Below are 18927 nucleotides of genomic sequence, written 5' to 3'. Positions count from 1 at the left end.
GCCAGGCCGATTCCGCCGCACACCGCCGCGGCCAGGTCGGTGATGATGTCGCCGAACAGGTTGTCGGTGACGATCACGTCGAAGCGCCCCGGATCGGTGACCAGGAAGATGGTGGCGGCGTCGACGTGCAGGTAGGCCACCTGAACGTCAGGATATTGCGCGCCGACCTCGTCCACCGTCCTCGACCACAGCGTCCCGGCGAACGCCAGCACGTTGGTCTTGTGCACCAGTGTCAGGTGCTTGCGCCGCCGCTGCGCGCGCTCGAAAGCGTCGACGACCACACGACGAACCCCGAACGCGGTGTTCAGGCTCACCTCGGTCGCGACCTCGTGGGGCGTCCCGACGCGGATCGCGCCGCCGTTACCGGTGTAGGGCCCTTCGGTTCCCTCACGCACCACCACGAAGTCGATCTGCGGGTTTCCGGCGAGCGGGCTGCTCACACCCGGAAAGAGCCGGGACGGCCGCAGGTTGACGTGATGGTCCAGCGCAAAACGCATGCGCAGCAACAGTCCTCGCTCCAGCACCCCGCTGGGCACCGAGGGATCACCGATCGCCCCTAGCAGAATGGCGTCGTGCTCGCGCAGTTCGGCGAGCACCGATTCCGGCAGCAACTCGCCAGTGGCGTGGTACCGCCGGGCACCGAGGTCGTAGTCGGTCTTCTGCACGCCGGGCAGTACCGCGTCGAGGACCTTGACCGCCTCGGCCACCACCTCGGGGCCGATCCCGTCGCCGGCGATGACCGCGAGCTTCATCGACGCCGCTCCGCGCCGGCGCCGTTCACGACAGGTCGACCACTTCGAGCTTGTTGGCGCTCACGGCGGCCGCGATCGCCGACCGCACCTCCGCGGGGACGTCCCGGTCCAGCCGCAGCAGGATGGTCGCTCCCGGTCCCTCGGTGTCCTCGGACAGCTGCGCGGCGTGGATGTTCACCCCGGCTCCGCCCAGCAGGGTGCCGATCTTGCCCAGCGCACCGGGCTGGTCGACGTAGTTGATCACCAGGTTGGTGCCCTCGGCGCGCAGGTCGAAGTTGCGGCCGTTGATCTGAACGATCTTCTCGGTCAGCTGCGGCCCCGACAAGGTGCCGGCCACGTTGACGGTCGACCCGTCCGGGCCGACCGCCCGCACGTCGACCACGCTGCGGTGGTTGGGGCTCTCCGTGGCCTTCGTGATCTCGGCGGTCACGCCGCGCTCCTCGGCCAGCGCGGGCGCGTTGACGAACGTCACGGTGTCCTCGATGACGGCCGAGAACAGTCCGCGCAACGCCGACAGCCGCAGCACCTCGACGTCCTCGGCGGCCAACTCGCCGCGCACCTGCACCGAAACCGACGCCGGCAGCCCACTGGACAGGGCGGCGACCAGCACCCCCAGCTTGCGCACCAGGTCCAGCCAGGGCGCCACCTCTTCGTTGACCGCACCCCCGCCGACATTGACGGCATCCGGGACGAACTCCCCGGCCAGGGCCAGCTTCACGCTTTCCGCGACGTCGGTGCCGGCCCGGTCCTGAGCCTCGGCCGTGGACGCGCCCAGGTGCGGCGTCACCACCACCTGCGGCAGCTCGAACAGCGGGCTCTCGGTGCACGGTTCCTTGGCGAAGACGTCGACACCGGCGCCGCGGACGTGGCCACTGCTGATGGCCTCGGCCAGCGCGGCCTCGTCCACCAGGCCGCCGCGCGCGGCGTTGACGATGATGACGCCCGGCTTGGTCTTGGCCAGAGCCTCCTTGTCGATCAGCCCCGCCGTCTCGGGCGTCTTGGGCAGGTGCACCGAGATGAAGTCGGCGCGGGCCAGCAGATCGTCGAGCGAGAGCAGTTCGATGCCGAGCTGCGCGGCGCGGGCCGCTGACACGTAGGGGTCGTAGGCCACGAGGTGCGCGCCGAAGGCCGCGAGCCGTTGGGCGACCAGTTGCCCGATCCGGCCCAGCCCGACGATGCCGGCGGTCTTGCCGAGAATCTCGGTGCCCGAGAACGACGACCGTTTCCAGGTGTGGGCGCGCAGGGAGGCGTCGGCGGCCGGGATCTGGCGGGCGGCGGACAGCAGCAGGGCCATGGCGTGTTCCGCGGCGCTGTGGATGTTGGACGTCGGGGCGTTGACCACCAACACGCCGCGCTCGGTGGCGGCGCCGACGTCCACGTTGTCCAGCCCCACGCCGGCGCGGGCCACGATCTTCAGCTTGGGGGCAGCCGCCAGCACCTCGGCGTCGACGGTGGTGGCCGAGCGCACCAGCAGCGCATCGGCTTCACCCACAGCGGCCAGCAGCTTCTCGCGGTCGGGGCCGTCCACCCAGCGCACCTCGACCTGGTCCCCGAGCGCGGCGACGGTTGATTGTGCGAGTTTGTCGGCGATCAATACGATAGGCAAGTTCACGCGGTCAGCCTATCGGCTGCGTTTTTCGCGCGCGGCGGACGGTCGGCGCATCAGCGGGTGGGACGCGAAAGCCACCTGGCTTTTCCTCGGCGCCAATACCTTTCGCGACGACATATCGCCGGTGCCACCGGCGCGGTTACGCTGCCCTGATGACCAGACTCGCGATCATCTACTACTCGGCCACCGGGCACGGCACCACGATGGCGCGACGCGTCGCCGCGGCGGCCGAGTCCGCGGGCGCCGAGGTCCGGGTGCGCCACGTCACCGAGACCCTCGACCCGGAATCGTTCGCGCACAACCCGGCGTGGACTGCGAACTACGAAGCGACCAAGGATCTCCCCGCGGCCACCGGCGACGACATCGTGTGGGCCGATGCGGTGATCTTCGGTTCGCCGACCCGCTTCGGCTCCCCCGCAGCACAATTGCGCGCCTTCCTCGACTCCCTGGGCGGCCTGTGGTCGCAGGGTAAGCTCGCCGACAAGGTGTATGCGGCCTTCACGTCGTCGAACACCCTGCACGGCGGGCAGGAGACCACGCTGGTCAGTCTCTACCTCACGCTGATGCATTTCGGCGGCTTCATCGTGCCGCCGGGGTACACCGACCCGGCCAAGTTCGTCGACGGCAACCCCTACGGGGTGAGCCTGGTCTCCACCCACGACAACATCGAGGTCATCGACGATCCCACCGCGAACGCCCTGGACCACCTGGCCCGCCGGGTGGTGACTGTCGCAGGGCGCCTCGCGTCGCCCAGCGTCACGCCAGAGTGACCATGCTGGCCGAACGCCACTCTGGCGTGACGCTCGGGGTTACGCCGTCTCGGTGATCGGGCGGTCCACCCAGCTCATCAGGTCGCGCAGCTTCTTGCCGGTGACCTCGATGGGGTGCTCGGCGTTCTGTTTGCGCAGCTCCTCGAGCTGTTTGTTGCCGCCCTCGACGTTGGCGACCAGCTTCTTGACGAAGCTGCCGTTCTGGATGTCGCGCAGGATCTCGCGCATCCGCTCCTTGGTGCCGGCGTCGATGACGCGGGGCCCCGACAGGTACCCGCCGAACTCCGCGGTGTCGGACACCGAGTAGTTCATCCGGGCGATGCCGCCCTCGTACATCAGATCGACGATCAGCTTGAGCTCATGCAGCACCTCGAAGTACGCCATCTCCGGCGGATAACCCGCCTCCACCATCACGTCGAAGCCGGTCTTCACCAATTCCTCTGTGCCGCCGCACAACACGGCCTGCTCGCCGAAGAGGTCGGTCTCCGTCTCGTCTTTGAACGTGGTCTTGATGACGCCGGCGCGGGTGCCGCCGATGCCCTTGGCGTAGGACAGCGCCAGCGCCTCACCCTTCCCGGTCGGGTCCTGGTCGACGGCGATCAGGCACGGCACGCCCTTGCCGTCGACGAACTGCCGGCGCACCAGGTGCCCGGGGCCCTTCGGGGCGACCATCGCGATGGTGACCTGGGCCGGCGGCTTGATCAACCCGAAGTGGATGTTGAGCCCGTGCCCGAAGAACAACGCGTCGCCGTCTTTGAGGTTGGGCTCGATGTCGTTTGTGAAGATCTCGGCCTGGGCGGTGTCGGGGGCCAGCAGCATGATCACGTCTGCCCACTTGGCGACCTCGGCGGGGGTGTCGACCTGCAGGCCCTGCTCCTCGACCTTCGCCCGGGACTTCGAACCCTCCTTGAGGCCCACCTTCACCTGCACGCCCGAGTCGCGCAGGCTCAGCGCGTGGGCGTGCCCCTGGCTGCCGTAGCCGATCACACCGACCTTGCGGCCGGCGATGATCGCCAGGTCTGCGTCGTCGTCGTAGAACATCTCCAATGCCTCGGATGGCACGTTCCCTGTCTCCTTCTCGTTCGCAACAGCTGAAATCTATTTGGTGCCCAGGCCGCGCGGACCGCGCGACAGCGACACCACTCCGGACTGGACGATCTCGCGGACACCGAACGGCTCCAGCACCCGCAGCAGCGCCTCGATCTTGCCGCGATCACCGGTGGCCTCGATGGTCAGCGCCTCCGGCGACACGTCGATCACCTTGGCGCGGAACAGGTTCACCGCTTCGATCACCTGGCTGCGGGTGCCGGCGTCGGCCCGCACCTTGATCAGCGCCAGCTCGCGAGACACCGCATTGCCCTCGTCGAGCTCGACGATCTTGATGACGTTGATCAGCTTGTTGAGCTGCTTGGTCACCTGCTCGAGCGGGGTCTCCTCGGCAGAGACGACGATCGTCATCCGCGACATGTCCTTGCTCTCGGTGGCGCCGACGGCCAGCGACTCGATGTTGAACCCGCGGCGGGAGAACAACGCCGCCACCCGCGCGAGCACACCGGGCTTGTCCTCGACGAGCACGGACAACGTATGAGTGTGCATCAGGCGTGCCCTTCGCTTTCGTCGTCGAACAGCGGCCGGATGCCGCGGGCCGCCTGGATCTCGTCGTTGCTGGTCCCGGCGGCCACCATCGGCCAGACCTGGGCGTCGGCGCCGACGATGAAGTCGATCACCACCGGGCGATCATTGATGGCGCGCGCCGCGGCGATCACGTCGGCCACGTCTTCGGCACGCTCGCAACGCAATCCGACGCAGCCCAGGGCCTCGGCCAGCTTGACGAAGTCCGGGATGCGATGCGAGTGGGTGGCCAGGTCGGTCTGCGAGTACCGCTCCGCGTAGAACAGGGTCTGCCACTGGCGCACCATGCCCAGGTTGCCGTTGTTGATCAGCGCCACCTTGATCGGCACACCCTCGATGGCGCAGGTCGCCAGCTCCTGATTGGTCATCTGGAAGCAGCCGTCGCCGTCGATCGCCCAGACCTCGGCGTCGGGGCGGGCCATCTTGGCGCCCATGGCCGCCGGGATGGCGAACCCCATGGTGCCCAGTCCCCCGGAGTTGAGCCAGGTGCGCGGCTTCTCATAGGAGATGAACTGCGCCGCCCACATCTGGTGCTGGCCGACGCCGGCGACGTACACCGCATCGGGACCGGCGCTCTGGCCCAGCGTCTCGATCACCAGTTCCGGGCTCAGGCTGCCGTCGCTCTGCGGGCCGTAGCTCAGCGGGTAGGTCGACTTGACGTCGTCCAGATAGGCCCACCAGTCGGTCAGGTCGGCCGTGCCCGCGGCATCAAGGTGGCGCAGCATCGCGATGAGTTCGGTGATGACCGCTTTGACGTCACCGACGATCGGCACGTCGGCGTGCCGGTTCTTGCCGATCTCGGCCGGGTCGATGTCGGCGTGGATGACCTTGGCCTCCGGCGCGAAGGTGTCCAGCTTGCCGGTGACCCGGTCGTCGAACCGGGTGCCGAGTGCGATCAGCAGGTCGGCGCGCTGCAGCCCCGCCACGGCCGCGACCGTGCCGTGCATGCCCGGCATGCCCAGGTGCTGGCGGTGGCTGTCCGGGAACGCACCGCGCGCCATCAGCGTGGTGACGACCGGGATGCCGGTCAGCTCGGCCAGCTCGGCCAGCTGCTCGGTCGCCTCGCCGCGGATGACGCCGCCGCCGACGTAGAGCACCGGTTTGCGGGCGGCCGCGATCAGCTTGGCGGCCTCGCGGATCTGCCGGTTGTGCGGCTTGGTGTTCGGCTTGTAGCCGGGCAGGTCCAGGCGCGGCGGCCAGCTGAACGTGCACTGGCCCTGCAGCACGTCCTTGGGGATGTCGACGAGCACCGCGCCGGGGCGCCCGGTGGCGGCGATGTGGAACGCCTCGGCGATCACCCGGGGAATATCGTCGCCGGAGCGGACCAGGAAGTTGTGTTTGGTGATCGGCATCGTGATGCCGGAGATGTCGGCCTCCTGGAACGCGTCGGTCCCGATCAGCGAGCGCCCGACCTGCCCGGTGATGGCGACCACGGGGATCGAGTCCATCTGCGCGTCGGCCAGCGGGGTCACCAGGTTGGTGGCGCCCGGACCCGAGGTCGCCATGCACACCCCGACCTTGCCGGTGGCGTGCGCGTAGCCGCTGGCGGCATGCCCGGCGCCCTGCTCGTGGCGCACCAGCACGTGGCGCAGCTTCTTGGAGTCGAACAGCGGATCGTAGACGGGAAGCACGGCGCCGCCGGGAATTCCGAAGATGACCTCGACGCCGAGTTCCTCCAGCGACCGGATCACCGACTGAGCGCCGGTGAGTTGCTGCGGCGCAACACCTTTCGATCCGACGGCGGGGGGCTTCGCGGCGGGCTTGACCGCGTCCGAGGCGATGTCGGCCGCGCTGGGTGGCTGCGGGGTGTGCGGCCTGGTGGGAGCGCTCACTGTCGTTTGGTCCTTATTCACTCTGGGGGCTCGCTGTGGGCAACAAAAAACCCCCGTCAGCTCAGCTGCTGCACGAGGGTTGCGCGTTGGTGCTGGATCGCTTCAAATGCCGTAAAGCTGGTCAGGCCCCAACGCGCCGACCGATTACTACGAGCATTTCGGGGAGCATTTCGGGGAGCGTCCCGGGCTTTCCGGCGGTGTCCATACTGGCCGACGTTAGCCTTCGCACTGCTCAACCGTCAAATCCGGCGCCCACCGGGGTAGGTGTCGGATCGCGCGGTGGGATGATGCCGGAGTGGCTACCGGATCATCTTCCCAAACCCCCACGGTGATCAAGATCTCGCCGATCGCGCACCTGGCCGTCGGGTTCTTCGCGCTCGGGCTGCTGATCCCGGTGCTGGCCTGGCCACCGTCGGCACCCCTGCTCGTGATCCCGGTGGTGCTCTCCGCGCTGATCGTGCGGCTACGGACCGTCGCCGACGACCGGGGGGTCACCGTCCGGACGCTGCTGGGCAGCCGGACGGCGAGATGGGAGGAGATAGACGGGCTGCGCTTCCACAAGGGGTCATGGGCGCGCGCACACCTCAAGAGCGGCACGGACCTGCGACTGCCGGCGGTGGACTTCGCCTCGCTGCCCAAGCTGACCGAGGCCAGCTCCGGGAGGGTGCCCAACCCCTACGTCTGACGGCCACCTCTGACGGCCGCGTCTGACGGCGCCTGAGGCGTCAGGAGATCGGATTGACGCCGTTGAGCAGTACCCACACCCCGATGCCGGCGGCGATGCCGGCCAGCAGGGCGACGAACGAACCGATGAAGGGACGGTGGGCCCAGCCCCGGCCGGCGTCCAGGCCGTAACGGCCCGGCCCGCACAGGATCACCGCCACGGCCAGGACGATCAGCGTGATCTGGTACTCGTGCCCGTCCGGCAGGAAGTACGACAAGGTGTGGGTGTGCGGCCGCGCCGAGACACCTGCCAGCAGGCCGTTGATCAGGAACGCGAGCGCGCCTGCCGCGGCGATCGGGGTGAACAGCCCCAGCACCAGCAGCACACCCGCGACGACCTCGCCGCCGGCGCTGACGTAGGCCAAAATGTCCGCGTGCTGGTAGCCGACGTCGGACAGCGAGTTCCTGAATCCGGTGACGCCCGAGCCGCCCCACCAGCCGAACAACTTCTGCAATCCGTGGGCGCCCAGCACTACGCCGAGCCCGACCCGCAGAACCAGCAGACCCAGATGCTGGGTGCCGCGGCGGCCGACGGCGTGCTCACGCTCGTCGGCCTCGTCGACATCGATGTGGGTGGGCTCGACAGACGCGGGCCGGGCCGGCATCTGGGGTTCGACGTACGGCAACGGCTCCTGGTTGTCGAGAAGGTGGTATGCCGGGGCGCCGTGACCACCCGTGTGGTTGGGGTCGACGTACGGGATGACGGTGGTGGTTCCGAAGTCGCCCGGGTACCCGATCGGCGTCATGTCGTCTTCGGGGTCGACCAAACGTGCCGAGGCGGGGCGCCCCGGGGTCGGCTCCGGGGATTGGTCCGGCCGCTGCCACGGTGCGTCATGCGATTGACTGGTCACGCGTGCCAGGGTAAGGGCATTTATGCCCGAATTGGGGATTTGAGCGGCGCTTTCGCCCGGCAATCGGCGCTCATACCGCCGAAATCGTCCGTCGAGGCCCCGAATGCCCCGATTTGTCCCATCGGAGGGCCGCAAGGAGCGTCGCGCGCGGGCGTGTGGCGACGGCGCCGGAGTTGTCCGTAGCCTGTCGGTCATGCGACTAGGGCGTTGTGGGCGCTGGGTGCGGGGTGGGCTCGCCGCACTTTCCGCGGTGGTGCTGGTGTCCAGCGGTTGCGCACGGTTCAACGACGCCCTGTCCCAGCCCTTCACCACCAACCCGGAGCTCAAGCCCCAACCCAGCTCGACGCCTCCCCCCCCACCGCCGCTGCCGCCCACGCCGTTCCCCAAGGAGTGCCCGGCTCCGGGAGTGATGCAGGGCTGCCTGGGCAGCACCAGCGGCCTCATCATGGGCATGGACAGCAAAACCGCGCTGGTCGCCGAGCGCCTCACCGGCGCGGTCAAAGACGTCTCGGTCAGCGCCGAACCGAAGGTGAAAACCGTCATCCCGGTCGACCCGTCCGGGGACGGCGGTCTGATGGACATCGTGCTCTCGCCCACCTACAACCAAGACCGCCTGATGTACGCCTACATCAGCACGCCCACCGACAACCGGGTGATCCGCATCGCCGACGGCGACATCCCCAAGGACATCCTGACCGGCATCCCCAAAGGGGCGACGGGCAACATGGGGGCGCTGGTCTTCACCAGCCCCACCACCCTGGTCGTGATGACCGGCGACGCGGGTGACCCCGCGCTGGCCGCCGATCCCAATTCGCTGGCCGGCAAGGTGCTGCGCATCGAGCAGCCGACCACGGTGGGCCAGGCGCCGCCGACGACGGCCCTGTCGGGCATCGGCTCGGGCGGCGGACTGTGCATCGACCCCGTCGACGGATCGTTGTACATCGCCGACCGCACCCCGACAGCGGACCGTCTGCAGCGCATCACCAAGACCTCGGAGGTCTCCACGGTGTGGACGTGGCCGGACAAGCCCGGAGTGGCCGGCTGCGCGGCGATGGACGGCACCGTGCTGATCAACCTGATCAATACCGAGCTCACGGTGGCGGTACGGCTGGCCCCTTCCACGGGCGCGGTCACCGGTGAGCCCGACGTCGTGCGCAAGGACACCCACGCCCACGCCTGGGCGCTGCGGGTGTCGCCGGACGGCAACGTGTGGGGTGCGACCGTCAACAAGACCGCCGGAGACGCCCAGAAACTCGACGACGTGGTCTTTCCGCTGTTCCCGCAGGGCGGCGGCTTCCCCCGCAACAACGACGACAAGACGTGACCGATCGCGGCCGGCTCACAGGCCGCCGAGGGTGAACCTGACGCCGTACCGGCGCGCCGCATCGGCCGGCGCCCTGTCGAAAAGCCGCTGCGAGGCCTCGCGCCCGGGGTCGGTGTCGTCGAAGTCGGACAGATACAGCGGCTCCTCAGAGGACTCGGGGGCCCAGGTGGCGACGGGTGTCAGCAGGCACATCATGTGGTCCCCGATGTCGAGACGGCCCACCGTCGTGCCGACGAACCAGGCGATCGCGGCGTCGAGGATCGGCATCCCCTGTGGACCCGCGCGCCACGAACAACGATCGAAACTGTCGACATTCGACCGGTTTTGGTCGCCGAACAGTTCGGCGACCCCAAGGTGCTGCCGCGGCAGGACGTGCACGGCCAGGTGCTGCGATCGGCTCGCCGCTTCGAAACCATGGCTTTTCCTGGCGATGCCGACCAGGAATCCCGGCGGGTCGACGCTGGCCTGATTGGCGAAGCTGACCAGACACCCCGAGGGCCGGCCGTCGTCGTGGGTCGTCACCACGAACACCGGATGATCCAGCATGGCCATGAGGTCTTCGAACGATTCATCCACCACGTGAACATCATGGATGCGCGCGGCAGGCTTTCGCCAGGGTTTCGGCGTGTCCGTCCGGGTGAAAGCGACCGGAGCCCTTACCCCTGCCCGCAGGCGGCCAGGACGAGTTCACGCACCCGCGCGGCGTCGGCCTGTCCGCGGGTGGCCTTCATGACCGCGCCGACGATCGCGCCCGCCGCGGCCACCTTGCCGCCGCGGATCTTCTCCGCGACATCGGGATTGGCGGCCAGCGCCTCCTCGACGGCGGCCTGTGTCACCGAGTCGTCGCGCACCAGCGCCAGACCCCGGGCGGTCATCACCTGCTCGGGTTCGCCTTCGCCTGCCAGCACCCCCTCCACGACCTGGCGGGCCAGCTTGTTGGACAGTTTGCCCTCGTCGACCAGTGCCACGACGGCGGCGACCTGGGCCGGCGTCACGGCGAGCTCGTCGAGGGAGACACCGGCCTCGTTGGCCTTCTGCACCAGGAAGTTGCCCCACCATGCGCGAGCCTGCTCGGGCGAGGCGCCACGCTCGACGGTCGCGGCGACCAGTTCGACGGCTCCGGCGTTGACGAGATCGCGCATCACCTCGTCGGAAACGCCCCACTCCTGCTGAATCCGCTTGCGGCTCAACCACGGTAGCTCGGGAATTGTCTGCCGCAGCTGCTCGACCAGATCGCGGCTGGGAGCCACGGGCTCGAGGTCGGGCTCGGGGAAGTAGCGATAGTCCTCTGCGGTCTCCTTGACGCGGCCCGGGCTGGTGTAACCCGCCTCGTGAAAGTGCCTGGTTTCCTGGGTGATCCGGCCTCCGGAGGTCAAAACGGCACCCTGGCGCTGCATTTCGTAGCGTACGGCGACCTCCACGCTGCGCAGCGAGTTGACGTTCTTGGTCTCGGTACGGGTGCCGAACTCAGAAGCCCCGGTGGGCTTCAGCGACACGTTGGCGTCGCAGCGCATCGAGCCCTGGTCCATCCGGACATCGGAAACACCCAGTGCCCGCAACAGGTCTCGCAATGCCGTCACGTAGGCCCGGGCGATCTGGGGGGCCCGTGCCCCGGTCCCGACGATCGGCTTGGTGACGATCTCGATCAGTGGCACGCCGGCCCGGTTGTAGTCGATCAGCGACGTCGTCGCCCCGTGGATGCGCCCGGTCTCACTGCCCAGGTGGGTCAGCTTCCCGGTGTCCTCCTCCATGTGCGCCCGCTCGATCTCGACCCGCCAGGTGGTGCCGTCTTCCAGCGGCGCCTCAAGGTAGCCGTTGACGGCGATCGGCTCGTCGTACTGCGAGATCTGATAGTTCTTCGGCATGTCCGGGTAGAAGTAGTTCTTCCGGGCGAAGCGGCACCAGGGCACGATCTCACAATTCAGGGCCAGCCCGATCCGGATCGCCGATTCCACTGCGGCACGGTTGAGCACCGGCAGCGAGCCGGGCAGACCCAGGCAGACCGGGCACACCTGGGTGTTGGGTTCGGCGCCGAAGTCGGTGGCGCAGCCGCAGAACATCTTGGTCGCGGTGGACAGCTCGACGTGCACCTCGAGCCCGAGCACCGGGTCGAAGCGCGCGACGACGTCGTCGTAATCCAGCAGTTCTGCGTCGGCAGCAACGGACATATGCCGATCCTAGTGGCGCCGCTGGAGCGCGCACCGGGGACCATGGCAGCCGGCTCGTCCGCTCGGGTGATCCGGCGCGGTCGCTGTGCGACGGCGCCGGGAGGCGCACCGGACCGGCATCATCCGAAGAAGGCGGCGGCGTCGTCGTAGCGGCTGGGGGGCACCAGTTTGAGTTGGCGCACCGCGTCGGCCAGTGGTACCCGCCCGATGTCCTGCCCGCGCAGCGACACCATCTGCCCGTATTCGCCGGCGTGCGCGGCGTCGGCGGCGTTGACGCCGAACCGGGTGGCCAGCACCCGGTCGTAGGCTGTCGGGGTGCCGCCGCGCTGCACGTGGCCCAACACCGTCACCCGCACCTCCTTGTTGATCCGCTTTTCCACCTCGACGGCCAGCTGAGCTGCCACACCGGTGAAACGCTCATGGCCGAACTCGTCGATCCCGCCCTCGCGCAACGCGATAGACCCCGCCACCGGCTTGGCCCCTTCGGCCACCACACAGATGAAGTGCGAATCCCCACGCTGGAAGCGGCGTTTGACCAGCCGGCACACCTCCTCGATGTCGAAGGGCTGTTCGGGGATGAGCGTCATGTGCGCGCCGGAGGCCAGCCCGGCGTTCAGCGCTATCCAGCCCGCGTGCCTGCCCATCACCTCGACAAGCATCACCCGCTGATGGGATTCGGCGGTGCTGTGCAAACGGTCGATGGCGTCGGTGGCCACGGTCAACGCGGTGTCGTGGCCGAAAGTAACGTCGGTGCAATCGATGTCGTTGTCAATGGTCTTCGGCACACCGACCACCGGAACGTTCTGCTCCGACAGCCAGTGCGCGGCCGTCAGGGTACCTTCCCCGCCGATGGGGATCAGCACGTCGATGCCGTTGTCATCCAGGGTCTGCTTGATCTGGTCCAGCCCGGCCCGCAGCTTGTCGGGGTGCACGCGCGCGGTGCCCAGCATCGTTCCGCCCTTGGCGAGCAGCCGGTCGTTGCGGTCGTCGTTCTGCAGCTGGATGCGGCGGTTCTCCAGCAGGCCGCGCCATCCGTCGGAGAACCCGACCACCGAGGAGCCGTAGCGGGCGTCGCAGGTGCGCACCACCGCCCGGATGACGGCATTGAGGCCGGGGCAGTCGCCGCCTCCCGTGAGAATTCCGATTCGCATGTCCTCATCTTGCACTGCTGGATCCCCGCGGCGGTGTCGGCGGACATGAAAGCACGGTGCCCGATGGTGGTGACCCGCAGCGTCGCCCGCCGCAACGAGTTTCCGTCTGCTTTGATGGCCTCGAGGCCTCGCAGCACTCCGCAGTGCCACCGAAGTCAACCCGAGTTCAGAGAAGCCGAAGTCCCGCGAAGTCGAGGAGAGCATCCGTGCCGGAAAGCGGAGCCGAACACCACGAGCCGGTTCACGCAGTCGTGGCGCGCGGGATCTCGATGAAAGGGCCGTGGGGACAAGTGTTCGCGCCTCTTGACCTCGACGTCGAGGCAGGCGGCGTGACCGTGTTGACAGCGCGCCCCGGACCGGGTCAGACGGCCCTGCTGATGATCCTCGCCGGCCGGATGAAACCGACGACCGGCACGATCACGGTTTTCGGCCGCACCAAGGCCCGCGACATTTTCGGGGTGTCCGCCCTGGCGGGTGTCGAACAACTCGACGCGGTGTTCGAGTCGGTCACCGTCAGGGACCTGGTCACCGAGCAGTGCCGCTGGAACGCACGCTGGTACCGGTTGGTGCGGCGGGCAACCCAAACGGAATACGAAGCCCTGTGCCGGCCGGTGTTCGGCGAGCTGCCGCTGCCGCGGCTGAGCGCTTACGTCGACCAACTCGACGAACTGGACAGACTGCTGCTGCGCATCGCACTGGCCAACACCGCCCGGCCGCCACTGCTGGCGGTCGGCGACCTCGACCAAGTGGCCAGCCACCGCAGCCGAGAAACCCTGATCCGCCGGCTGGTCAAACTCGGGGAGCATCAGACGTTGGTCACCGCGACGGTCAACCCCGTCGCCGACGATCTGGGCATCCGGGCACAACTCCCGGTCGCGGGTCTGGATGACGCGGGATCCACCGAGCCGGTCGGCATCGGAGAGCAGAAAGGCGACGACTGATCATGCTTGCCGGAATGTCGTTGGGGACCGATCTCAAACGCTACTCCCGGGGCACCATGCCGCGCGTGGCGCTGCTCGCGATCATCGTGCTGCCGCTGCTGTACGGTGCGATGTACCTGTGGGCGTTCTGGAACCCGTTCGCCGCGATCGACAAAATCCCTGTCGCACTGGTCGACGAGGATCGGGGTGCAGCCGTGGCGGGCCACGAGCTACACGCCGGCGACCAGGTGGCCGCCGCGCTGCTGGGATCCGGCCAGCTCGCCTTGCACCAGATGTCGGAAGCCGAGGCCGCCAAAGGTGTCGCCGACGGCAGCTACTACTTCTCGATCACACTCCCGGCCGACTTCAGCGAAGCCGTCGTCTCGCCCGCCGGGCCGCATCCCCGCAAGGCCCAGATCGACTTCCGTTTCAACGACGCCAACAACTATCTGGCGTCGGTGATGGGGCAGAACGCAGCCCGGGAAGTGCTCAACCAGGTCAGCGCCAAGGTCGGCGAGCAGGTCATCGGCACCGCCCTGAACCAGATCACCGGCGACGTCGAGAAGGCCTCCGGCGGCGCCGGCCAACTGGCCGATGGGTCCGGCATGCTCGCGCAGAATCTTGCCACCGCGCGTGACGGATCGGCCGCGCTGGCCGATGGCGCCCACCGGTTGGCAGCCGGAGTCGGGCAGGCCAGCGACCCGTTGCTGAAAATGGTGGACGATCTCGCCGCACTGGGTCTCGACCCGAATGAGGCCGGCGCCGTCGCGACGCAACTGAGCGGCAACCTCACGAACGTCACCGACCGTCTTGCGGCACTCAACGTCGACTACCGGCAAGCCGCCGGGATCGTCAACCAGGTGGTGGACGGGCTGCGCGCCAATCCGGATCCGAGCGTGCGGGGACTCGGCGACACGCTGGCCGGCGCGCAGCGTCTGCTCGACGCCAAGGGGATGGACCCGGCCACCGACGACGGTTTGGCCCGACTGCGTGGCAACGCCACGCAGCTGGAAAGCGATCTGGCCGACCCCAACAGCCGGCTGCGCACGTTGATCACCCGAGCGCTCGACGGCGGGATCAAATCCGATCTGGTCGCATTGCGCACCGGCGCATCCGACCTCGATGCCGGCGCGCACAAGCTCAGCACCGGACTGGCGCAACTGTCGGACGGCAGTGCCCGACTCCACGACGGTGCACAGCAGTTGGCCGCGGGTCTTGGTGCGGCCGACACACGGATATCGGCACTGACCGACCAACAGCGCGTCCAGGTGGCCCAGATCCTGGCGAATCCCGTCGGCGTCGAATCCGATTTCACTCACCACGCGGCCACCTTCGGCACCGGGTTCGCACCGTTCTTCCTGCCGCTGGCGCTGTTCATCGGCGCGCTGATCATCTGGATGTTGCTGACCCCGCTGCAAACCCGCGCGATCGTCAGTGGGCTGGGCGCACTGCGGGTGGTGCTGGCGTCATACTGGCCGGCCCTGCTGCTGGCGGTGACCCAGGTGGCGCTGATGTACGCCGTCGTACATTTCGGGGTAGGGCTCAACGCCGTGTACGCCCTGGGCACGGTGGGCTTCCTGATCCTGATCGCGGCCGCCTTCCTGGCCTTGATCCAGGCGTTCAACGCGGTGTTCGGCGTTGCGGTGGGTCGCGTGCTCACGCTGGCATTCTTGATGTTCCAGCTGGTGTCGTCAGGCGGTGTGTACCCGGTGGAGACAACGGCGAAGCCGTTTCAGATCCTGCATCCCTACGATCCGATGACCTACGCGGTCAACGGTCTTCGGCAACTGACGGTGGGTGGTGCCGACGCCAGGCTGTGGATCTCGGTGGGCGTGCTGACCGCCGTGCTCGTCGCGTCGCTGGCGGCCAGTTCGTGGTCGGCCCATCGGGATCGTCAGTTCTCGTTGGAACGCTTGTACCCACCGATCGAGGTGTGACCCGGGCGCCGGTGCCGGCGTCAGAGCGCTGACGGCAGCGGCCCGCGGGCGGCCTCGTAGGCGGCGCCCACCCGGTAGAGACGGTCGTCGGCCAGGGCGGGCGCCATGATCTGCAGGCCGACCGGCAGGCCGTCGTCGGGCGACAGCCCCGACGGCACCGACATGCCGCAGTGCCCGGCCAGGTTCAGCGGCAGCGTGCACAGGTCGAACAGGTACATCGCCAGCGGGTCGTCGACCTTCTCGCCGAGCCGGAACGCGGTGGTCGGCGTGGCCGGGGACACCACGACGTCGACGGCCTGGTAGGCCTCGTCGAGGTCGCGGGCGATCAGCGTGCGCACCTTCTGCGCCTGGTTGTAGTAGGCGTCGTAATAGCCGGCCGACAGCGCGTAGGTGCCGATCATGATGCGCCGCTTGACCTCGGGCCCGAAACCGGCCGCGCGGGTCAGCGCCATCACCTCCTCGGCGCTGTGGCTGCCGTCGTCGCCGACCCGCAGCCCGTAGCGCATCGCGTCGAACCGCGCCAGGTTGGAAGACACCTCCGACGGCAGGATCAGGTAGTAGGCGGACAGCGCGTAATCGAAGTGCGGACAGTCGACTTCGCTCACCGCGGCACCCAGCGCGGTCAGCCGGTCCACCGCAGCCTGAAACGATGCCAACACCCCCGGCTGGTAGCCCTCGCCGCGCAGCTGGCGCACCACCCCGACGCGCACGCCCCGCAGGTCACCGCCCGCACCGGCGCGGGCGGCACCGACCACGTCGGGCACCGCCACGTCCAGGGAGGTGGAGTCGCGGTGATCGTGCCCGGCGATCACCTGGTGCAGCAACGCGGTGTCGAGCACGGTGCGCGCACACGGGCCGCCCTGGTCAAGCGACGACGCGCAGGCCACCAGCCCGTAGCGGGACACCGTGCCATAGGTGGGCTTGACGCCCACGGTCGCGGTCAGTGCGGCCGGTTGGCGGATCGAGCCCCCCGTATCGGATCCCATCGCCAGGGGCGCCTGAAATGCGGCCAGCGCCGCCGCGCTGCCGCCGCCGGAGCCGCCGGGCACCCGCTCGACGTCCCACGGGTTGCGGGTGGGCCCGTAGGCGGAGTTCTCCGTCGAGGACCCCATCGCGAACTCGTCCATGTTGGTCTTGCCCAGGATCGGGATGCCGGCCGCGCGCAGGCGCAGCGTGACGGTGGCGTCGTAGGGTGCACGCCAGCCCGCAAGGATCTTCGAGCCGCAGGTGGTGGGCATATCCACCGCGGTGAACACGTCCTTGAGTGCGAGCGGGACTCCGGCCAGCGGCGAGGGCAGCCGCTCGCCGGCGGCCACCGCCTGGTCGACCGCGGCCGCCGCGGCCAACGCCTCGTCGGCCGCCACGTGCAGGAATGCGTGGTAGCGGTGGTCAGTGGCCTCGATCTGGTCCAGGCACGCCTGCGTGACCTCTGCCGACGACAGCTCTCTGGCGGCGATCTTGGCGGCCAGGGTCGCGGCGTCCAGCCGGATGGCCTCGTTCACTCGGCGTCCCCCAGGATCTGCGGCACGGCGAAGCGGCCGTCGACGGCCTCCGGCGCCCCGGCCAGCGCGTCCTGCTGGCTCAGGCAGGGCGCCTTCTCGTCCGGTCGCATCACGTTGACGTCCTTGAGCGGGTTGTCGGTCGCCTCCACGCCGCTGACGTCGACCGCGCGGACCTGGCTGACGTGGTTGAGGATGGCGTCGAGCTGGCCGGCGAAACTGTCCAGCTCGGTATCGGTCAGCGCCAGCCGGGACAGGCGGGCCAGATGCGCGACCCCGTCGCGAGAGATCTGGGACACGAGCGAGAAGCCTAGCCGGGCGACGATGCGGCGCCGCAGGCGCCGCTGAGGAGCCGGGCCATCAGACCCAGCCGGGCGACGATGCGGCGCCGCAGGCGCCGCTGAGGAGCCCCCACCGAAATGCCGCCGACACATGCTTGTGCGACAGTGTTGGCCGTGCCGTCGTATCTGTTGCGCATCGAACTGGCCGACCGTCCGGGCAGCCTCGGGTCGCTGGCCGTGGCGCTCGGTTCGGTGGGCGCCGACATCCTGTCGCTCGACGTCGTCGAGCGCACCTCGGGCCACGCGATCGACGACCTGGTCATCGAACTACCGGCCGGCGCGATGCCCGACGCACTCATCACGGCCGCCGAGTCGCTCTCCGGCGTGCGGGTCGACAGCATCCGACCGCACACCGGCCGCCTGGAAGCCCATCGCGAACTGGAGCTTCTCGACCGCGTTGCGGCGGCGGCAGGCAAAGGCCTCAAGCTGCAGGTGCTGGCGAACGAGGCGCCCAGGGTGCTGCGCGTGAGCTGGTGCACGGTCCTGCACAGCGCGCACGGAAAGCTGCACCGCCTCGCCGGCAGCCCGGGCGCCCCCGAGACCAAAGCCGATTCGGCCCCCTGGCTGCCGATCGAGCACGCCGCCCCGCTCGACAACACCGGCGACTGGGTGCCGCAGGCGTGGCGCGACATGGACACCACGATGGTCGCGGCGCCGCTGGGCGACCCGCACACCGCGGTGGTACTGGGCCGCCCCGGCCCCGACTTCCGCCCGTCGGAGGTCGCCCGGCTGGGCTATCTCGCCGGGATTGTGGCGACCATGCTGGGCTGAGCCCGGCTGTGCGGTCACTGGCTGTGCGGTCCGTCGTCGGCCGGCCCGTCCGGCGGCCCCTGCTCGAGCAACCGACGGAATCCGTCCTCGTCGAGGATCGGGACGCCCAGCTCGACCGCCTTGTCGTATTTGGAACCCGGTGAGTCGCCCGCGACGACGAAGTCGGTCTTCTTCGACACCGAACCGGCGGCCTTGCCGCCGCGCGCCACGATCTCCTCCTTGGCGCCGTCCCGGGAGAATCCGGTCAGTGACCCGGTGACCACGATCGTCAGTCCCTCGCAGGTGCGCGCCACGCTGGTGTCACGCTCGTCGGCCACGCGCACGCCGGCCGCGCGCCACTTGTCGACGATCGCGCGGTGCCAGTCCACGGTGAACCACTCGGCGACCGCGGCGGCGATGGTCGGTCCCACGCCCTCGACCGCGGCCAGCTGCTCGGTCGACGCCGACGTGATCGCGTCCAGGCCGCCGAACTCGGTGGCCAGGGCGCGCGCGGCCGTCGGTCCGACGTGTCGGATCGACAGCGCCACCAGCACCCGCCACAGCGGCGCTTTTTTGGCGCTGTCCAGGTTATCGAGCAGTCTTCTGCCGTTGGCCGACAGCGAACCCGCCTTGGTGCGGAAGAGATCGGTGCGCAACAGGTCGTTCTC

At 69.0% G+C, this 18927-nt stretch carries 18 protein-coding genes; 6 read left to right on the top strand and 12 right to left on the bottom strand.

Going from position 1 to position 18927, the window contains the following annotated elements; translation table 11 throughout:
* Positions 1–752 (bottom strand): 3-isopropylmalate dehydrogenase (locus AC2VOK_RS15375; protein ID WP_428901256.1); only part of this gene is annotated, 752 nt, incomplete at its 3' end.
* A gap of 25 nt (positions 753–777) precedes the next feature.
* The gene (gene serA / locus AC2VOK_RS15370; protein WP_428901255.1) at positions 778–2364 is read right to left on the bottom strand and encodes a phosphoglycerate dehydrogenase; all 1587 of its coding nucleotides are present in this window, start codon (positions 2362–2364) and stop codon (positions 778–780) included.
* Positions 2365–2513: 149 nt separating this feature from the next.
* On the opposite strand from serA, the gene wrbA reads away from it, so the two are divergent.
* Positions 2514–3131 carry an NAD(P)H:quinone oxidoreductase gene (gene wrbA / locus AC2VOK_RS15365; protein WP_428901254.1) on the top strand — a complete coding sequence of 206 codons (618 nt, stop codon included), beginning with the start codon at positions 2514–2516 and terminating at the stop codon, positions 3129–3131.
* Between the two features lie 39 nt (positions 3132–3170).
* Here the strand turns inward: wrbA and ilvC are convergent, their stop codons facing one another.
* The 3 genes from ilvC to AC2VOK_RS15350 are packed head-to-tail and all read right to left on the bottom strand — an operon-like array spanning position 3171 to position 6595.
* The gene (ilvC, locus tag AC2VOK_RS15360) at positions 3171–4172 is read right to left on the bottom strand and encodes a ketol-acid reductoisomerase (RefSeq protein WP_428901258.1); all 1002 of its coding nucleotides are present in this window, start codon (positions 4170–4172) and stop codon (positions 3171–3173) included.
* 57 nt (positions 4173–4229) lie between these two features.
* A complete protein-coding gene (gene ilvN, locus AC2VOK_RS15355) occupies positions 4230–4727 on the bottom strand; it encodes an acetolactate synthase small subunit (RefSeq protein ID WP_428901253.1) in 498 nt (165 codons plus the stop codon).
* Positions 4727–6595, bottom strand: coding sequence for an acetolactate synthase large subunit (locus tag AC2VOK_RS15350; protein ID WP_428901252.1), 1869 nt, complete (start codon positions 6593–6595; stop codon positions 4727–4729). Before AC2VOK_RS15350 ends, ilvN begins: the two co-directional genes overlap by 1 nt.
* A gap of 328 nt (positions 6596–6923) precedes the next feature.
* Here AC2VOK_RS15350 and AC2VOK_RS15345 point away from each other — a divergent pair, with 328 nt between their 5' ends.
* Positions 6924–7280 carry a PH domain-containing protein gene (locus AC2VOK_RS15345; protein WP_428901257.1) on the top strand — a complete coding sequence of 119 codons (357 nt, stop codon included), beginning with the start codon at positions 6924–6926 and terminating at the stop codon, positions 7278–7280.
* A gap of 40 nt (positions 7281–7320) precedes the next feature.
* On the opposite strand, the gene AC2VOK_RS15340 is transcribed toward AC2VOK_RS15345, so the two are convergent.
* Complete coding sequence (locus tag AC2VOK_RS15340) at positions 7321–8169, bottom strand: DoxX family protein (RefSeq protein WP_428901251.1); 849 nt, start codon at positions 8167–8169, stop codon at positions 7321–7323.
* A gap of 193 nt (positions 8170–8362) precedes the next feature.
* Between AC2VOK_RS15340 and AC2VOK_RS15335 the strand changes: the two genes are divergently transcribed.
* Positions 8363–9493 carry a PQQ-dependent sugar dehydrogenase gene (locus AC2VOK_RS15335; RefSeq protein ID WP_428901250.1) on the top strand — a complete coding sequence of 377 codons (1131 nt, stop codon included), beginning with the start codon at positions 8363–8365 and terminating at the stop codon, positions 9491–9493.
* 15 nt (positions 9494–9508) lie between these two features.
* Here AC2VOK_RS15335 and AC2VOK_RS15330 read toward each other — a convergent pair whose 3' ends face one another.
* From AC2VOK_RS15330 to AC2VOK_RS15320, 3 genes are all read right to left on the bottom strand, one after another.
* A complete protein-coding gene (locus tag AC2VOK_RS15330) occupies positions 9509–10072 on the bottom strand; it encodes a flavin reductase family protein (RefSeq protein ID WP_428901249.1) in 564 nt (187 codons plus the stop codon).
* Positions 10073–10149: 77 nt separating this feature from the next.
* Complete coding sequence (gene gatB, locus AC2VOK_RS15325) at positions 10150–11661, bottom strand: Asp-tRNA(Asn)/Glu-tRNA(Gln) amidotransferase subunit GatB (protein WP_428901248.1); 1512 nt, start codon at positions 11659–11661, stop codon at positions 10150–10152.
* A 119-nt stretch (positions 11662–11780) separates the two neighbouring features.
* Positions 11781–12812, bottom strand: a complete 1032-nt coding sequence (locus tag AC2VOK_RS15320) for an ATP-dependent 6-phosphofructokinase (protein ID WP_428901247.1) — start codon at positions 12810–12812, stop codon at positions 11781–11783.
* Between the two features lie 206 nt (positions 12813–13018).
* Here AC2VOK_RS15320 and AC2VOK_RS15315 point away from each other — a divergent pair, with 206 nt between their 5' ends.
* Both AC2VOK_RS15315 and AC2VOK_RS15310 read left to right on the top strand, forming a co-directional pair.
* Positions 13019–13753, top strand: coding sequence for an ATP-binding cassette domain-containing protein (locus AC2VOK_RS15315; protein ID WP_428901246.1), 735 nt, complete (start codon positions 13019–13021; stop codon positions 13751–13753).
* 2 nt (positions 13754–13755) lie between these two features.
* Positions 13756–15669: a YhgE/Pip family protein gene (locus AC2VOK_RS15310; RefSeq protein ID WP_428901245.1), complete on the top strand. Its 1914-nt coding sequence runs from the start codon at positions 13756–13758 to the stop codon at positions 15667–15669.
* 20 nt (positions 15670–15689) lie between these two features.
* Here AC2VOK_RS15310 and gatA read toward each other — a convergent pair whose 3' ends face one another.
* The gene (gene gatA / locus AC2VOK_RS15305; protein ID WP_428901244.1) at positions 15690–17171 is read right to left on the bottom strand and encodes an Asp-tRNA(Asn)/Glu-tRNA(Gln) amidotransferase subunit GatA; all 1482 of its coding nucleotides are present in this window, start codon (positions 17169–17171) and stop codon (positions 15690–15692) included.
* The gene (gene gatC, locus AC2VOK_RS15300) at positions 17168–17467 is read right to left on the bottom strand and encodes an Asp-tRNA(Asn)/Glu-tRNA(Gln) amidotransferase subunit GatC (RefSeq protein WP_428901243.1); all 300 of its coding nucleotides are present in this window, start codon (positions 17465–17467) and stop codon (positions 17168–17170) included. The genes gatA and gatC overlap by 4 nt, the downstream gene beginning before the upstream one ends.
* 156 nt (positions 17468–17623) lie before the next feature.
* On the opposite strand from gatC, the gene AC2VOK_RS15295 reads away from it, so the two are divergent.
* Positions 17624–18280 (top strand): ACT domain-containing protein, encoded by a 657-nt coding sequence (locus AC2VOK_RS15295; protein ID WP_421528309.1) that lies wholly within the window; start codon positions 17624–17626, stop codon positions 18278–18280.
* 14 nt (positions 18281–18294) lie between these two features.
* Here AC2VOK_RS15295 and AC2VOK_RS15290 read toward each other — a convergent pair.
* Positions 18295–18927: helix-hairpin-helix domain-containing protein (locus tag AC2VOK_RS15290; protein WP_428901242.1), on the bottom strand; the 633-nt coding region annotated here is incomplete at its 5' end.

The organism is Mycobacterium sp. TH-M116 (assembly GCF_057473685.1).
Note: the sequence above shows the minus strand (reverse complement) of the source record. Positions and strands in the feature narration are given on the sequence as shown.

Excerpts from the sequence above, each read along its gene's own strand:
- wrbA (WP_428901254.1), top strand. The coding sequence starts at position 2,514 with ATGACCAGACTCGCGATCATCTACTACTCGGCCACCGGGCACGGCACC.
- ilvC (WP_428901258.1), bottom strand. The coding sequence starts at position 4,172 with ATGTTCTACGACGACGACGCAGACCTGGCGATCATCGCCGGCCGCAAG.
- ilvN (WP_428901253.1), bottom strand. The coding sequence starts at position 4,727 with ATGCACACTCATACGTTGTCCGTGCTCGTCGAGGACAAGCCCGGTGTG.
- AC2VOK_RS15335 (WP_428901250.1), top strand. The coding sequence starts at position 8,363 with ATGCGACTAGGGCGTTGTGGGCGCTGGGTGCGGGGTGGGCTCGCCGCA.
- gatB (WP_428901248.1), bottom strand. The coding sequence starts at position 11,661 with ATGTCCGTTGCTGCCGACGCAGAACTGCTGGATTACGACGACGTCGTC.
- AC2VOK_RS15320 (WP_428901247.1), bottom strand. The coding sequence starts at position 12,812 with ATGCGAATCGGAATTCTCACGGGAGGCGGCGACTGCCCCGGCCTCAAT.
- AC2VOK_RS15310 (WP_428901245.1), top strand. The coding sequence starts at position 13,756 with ATGCTTGCCGGAATGTCGTTGGGGACCGATCTCAAACGCTACTCCCGG.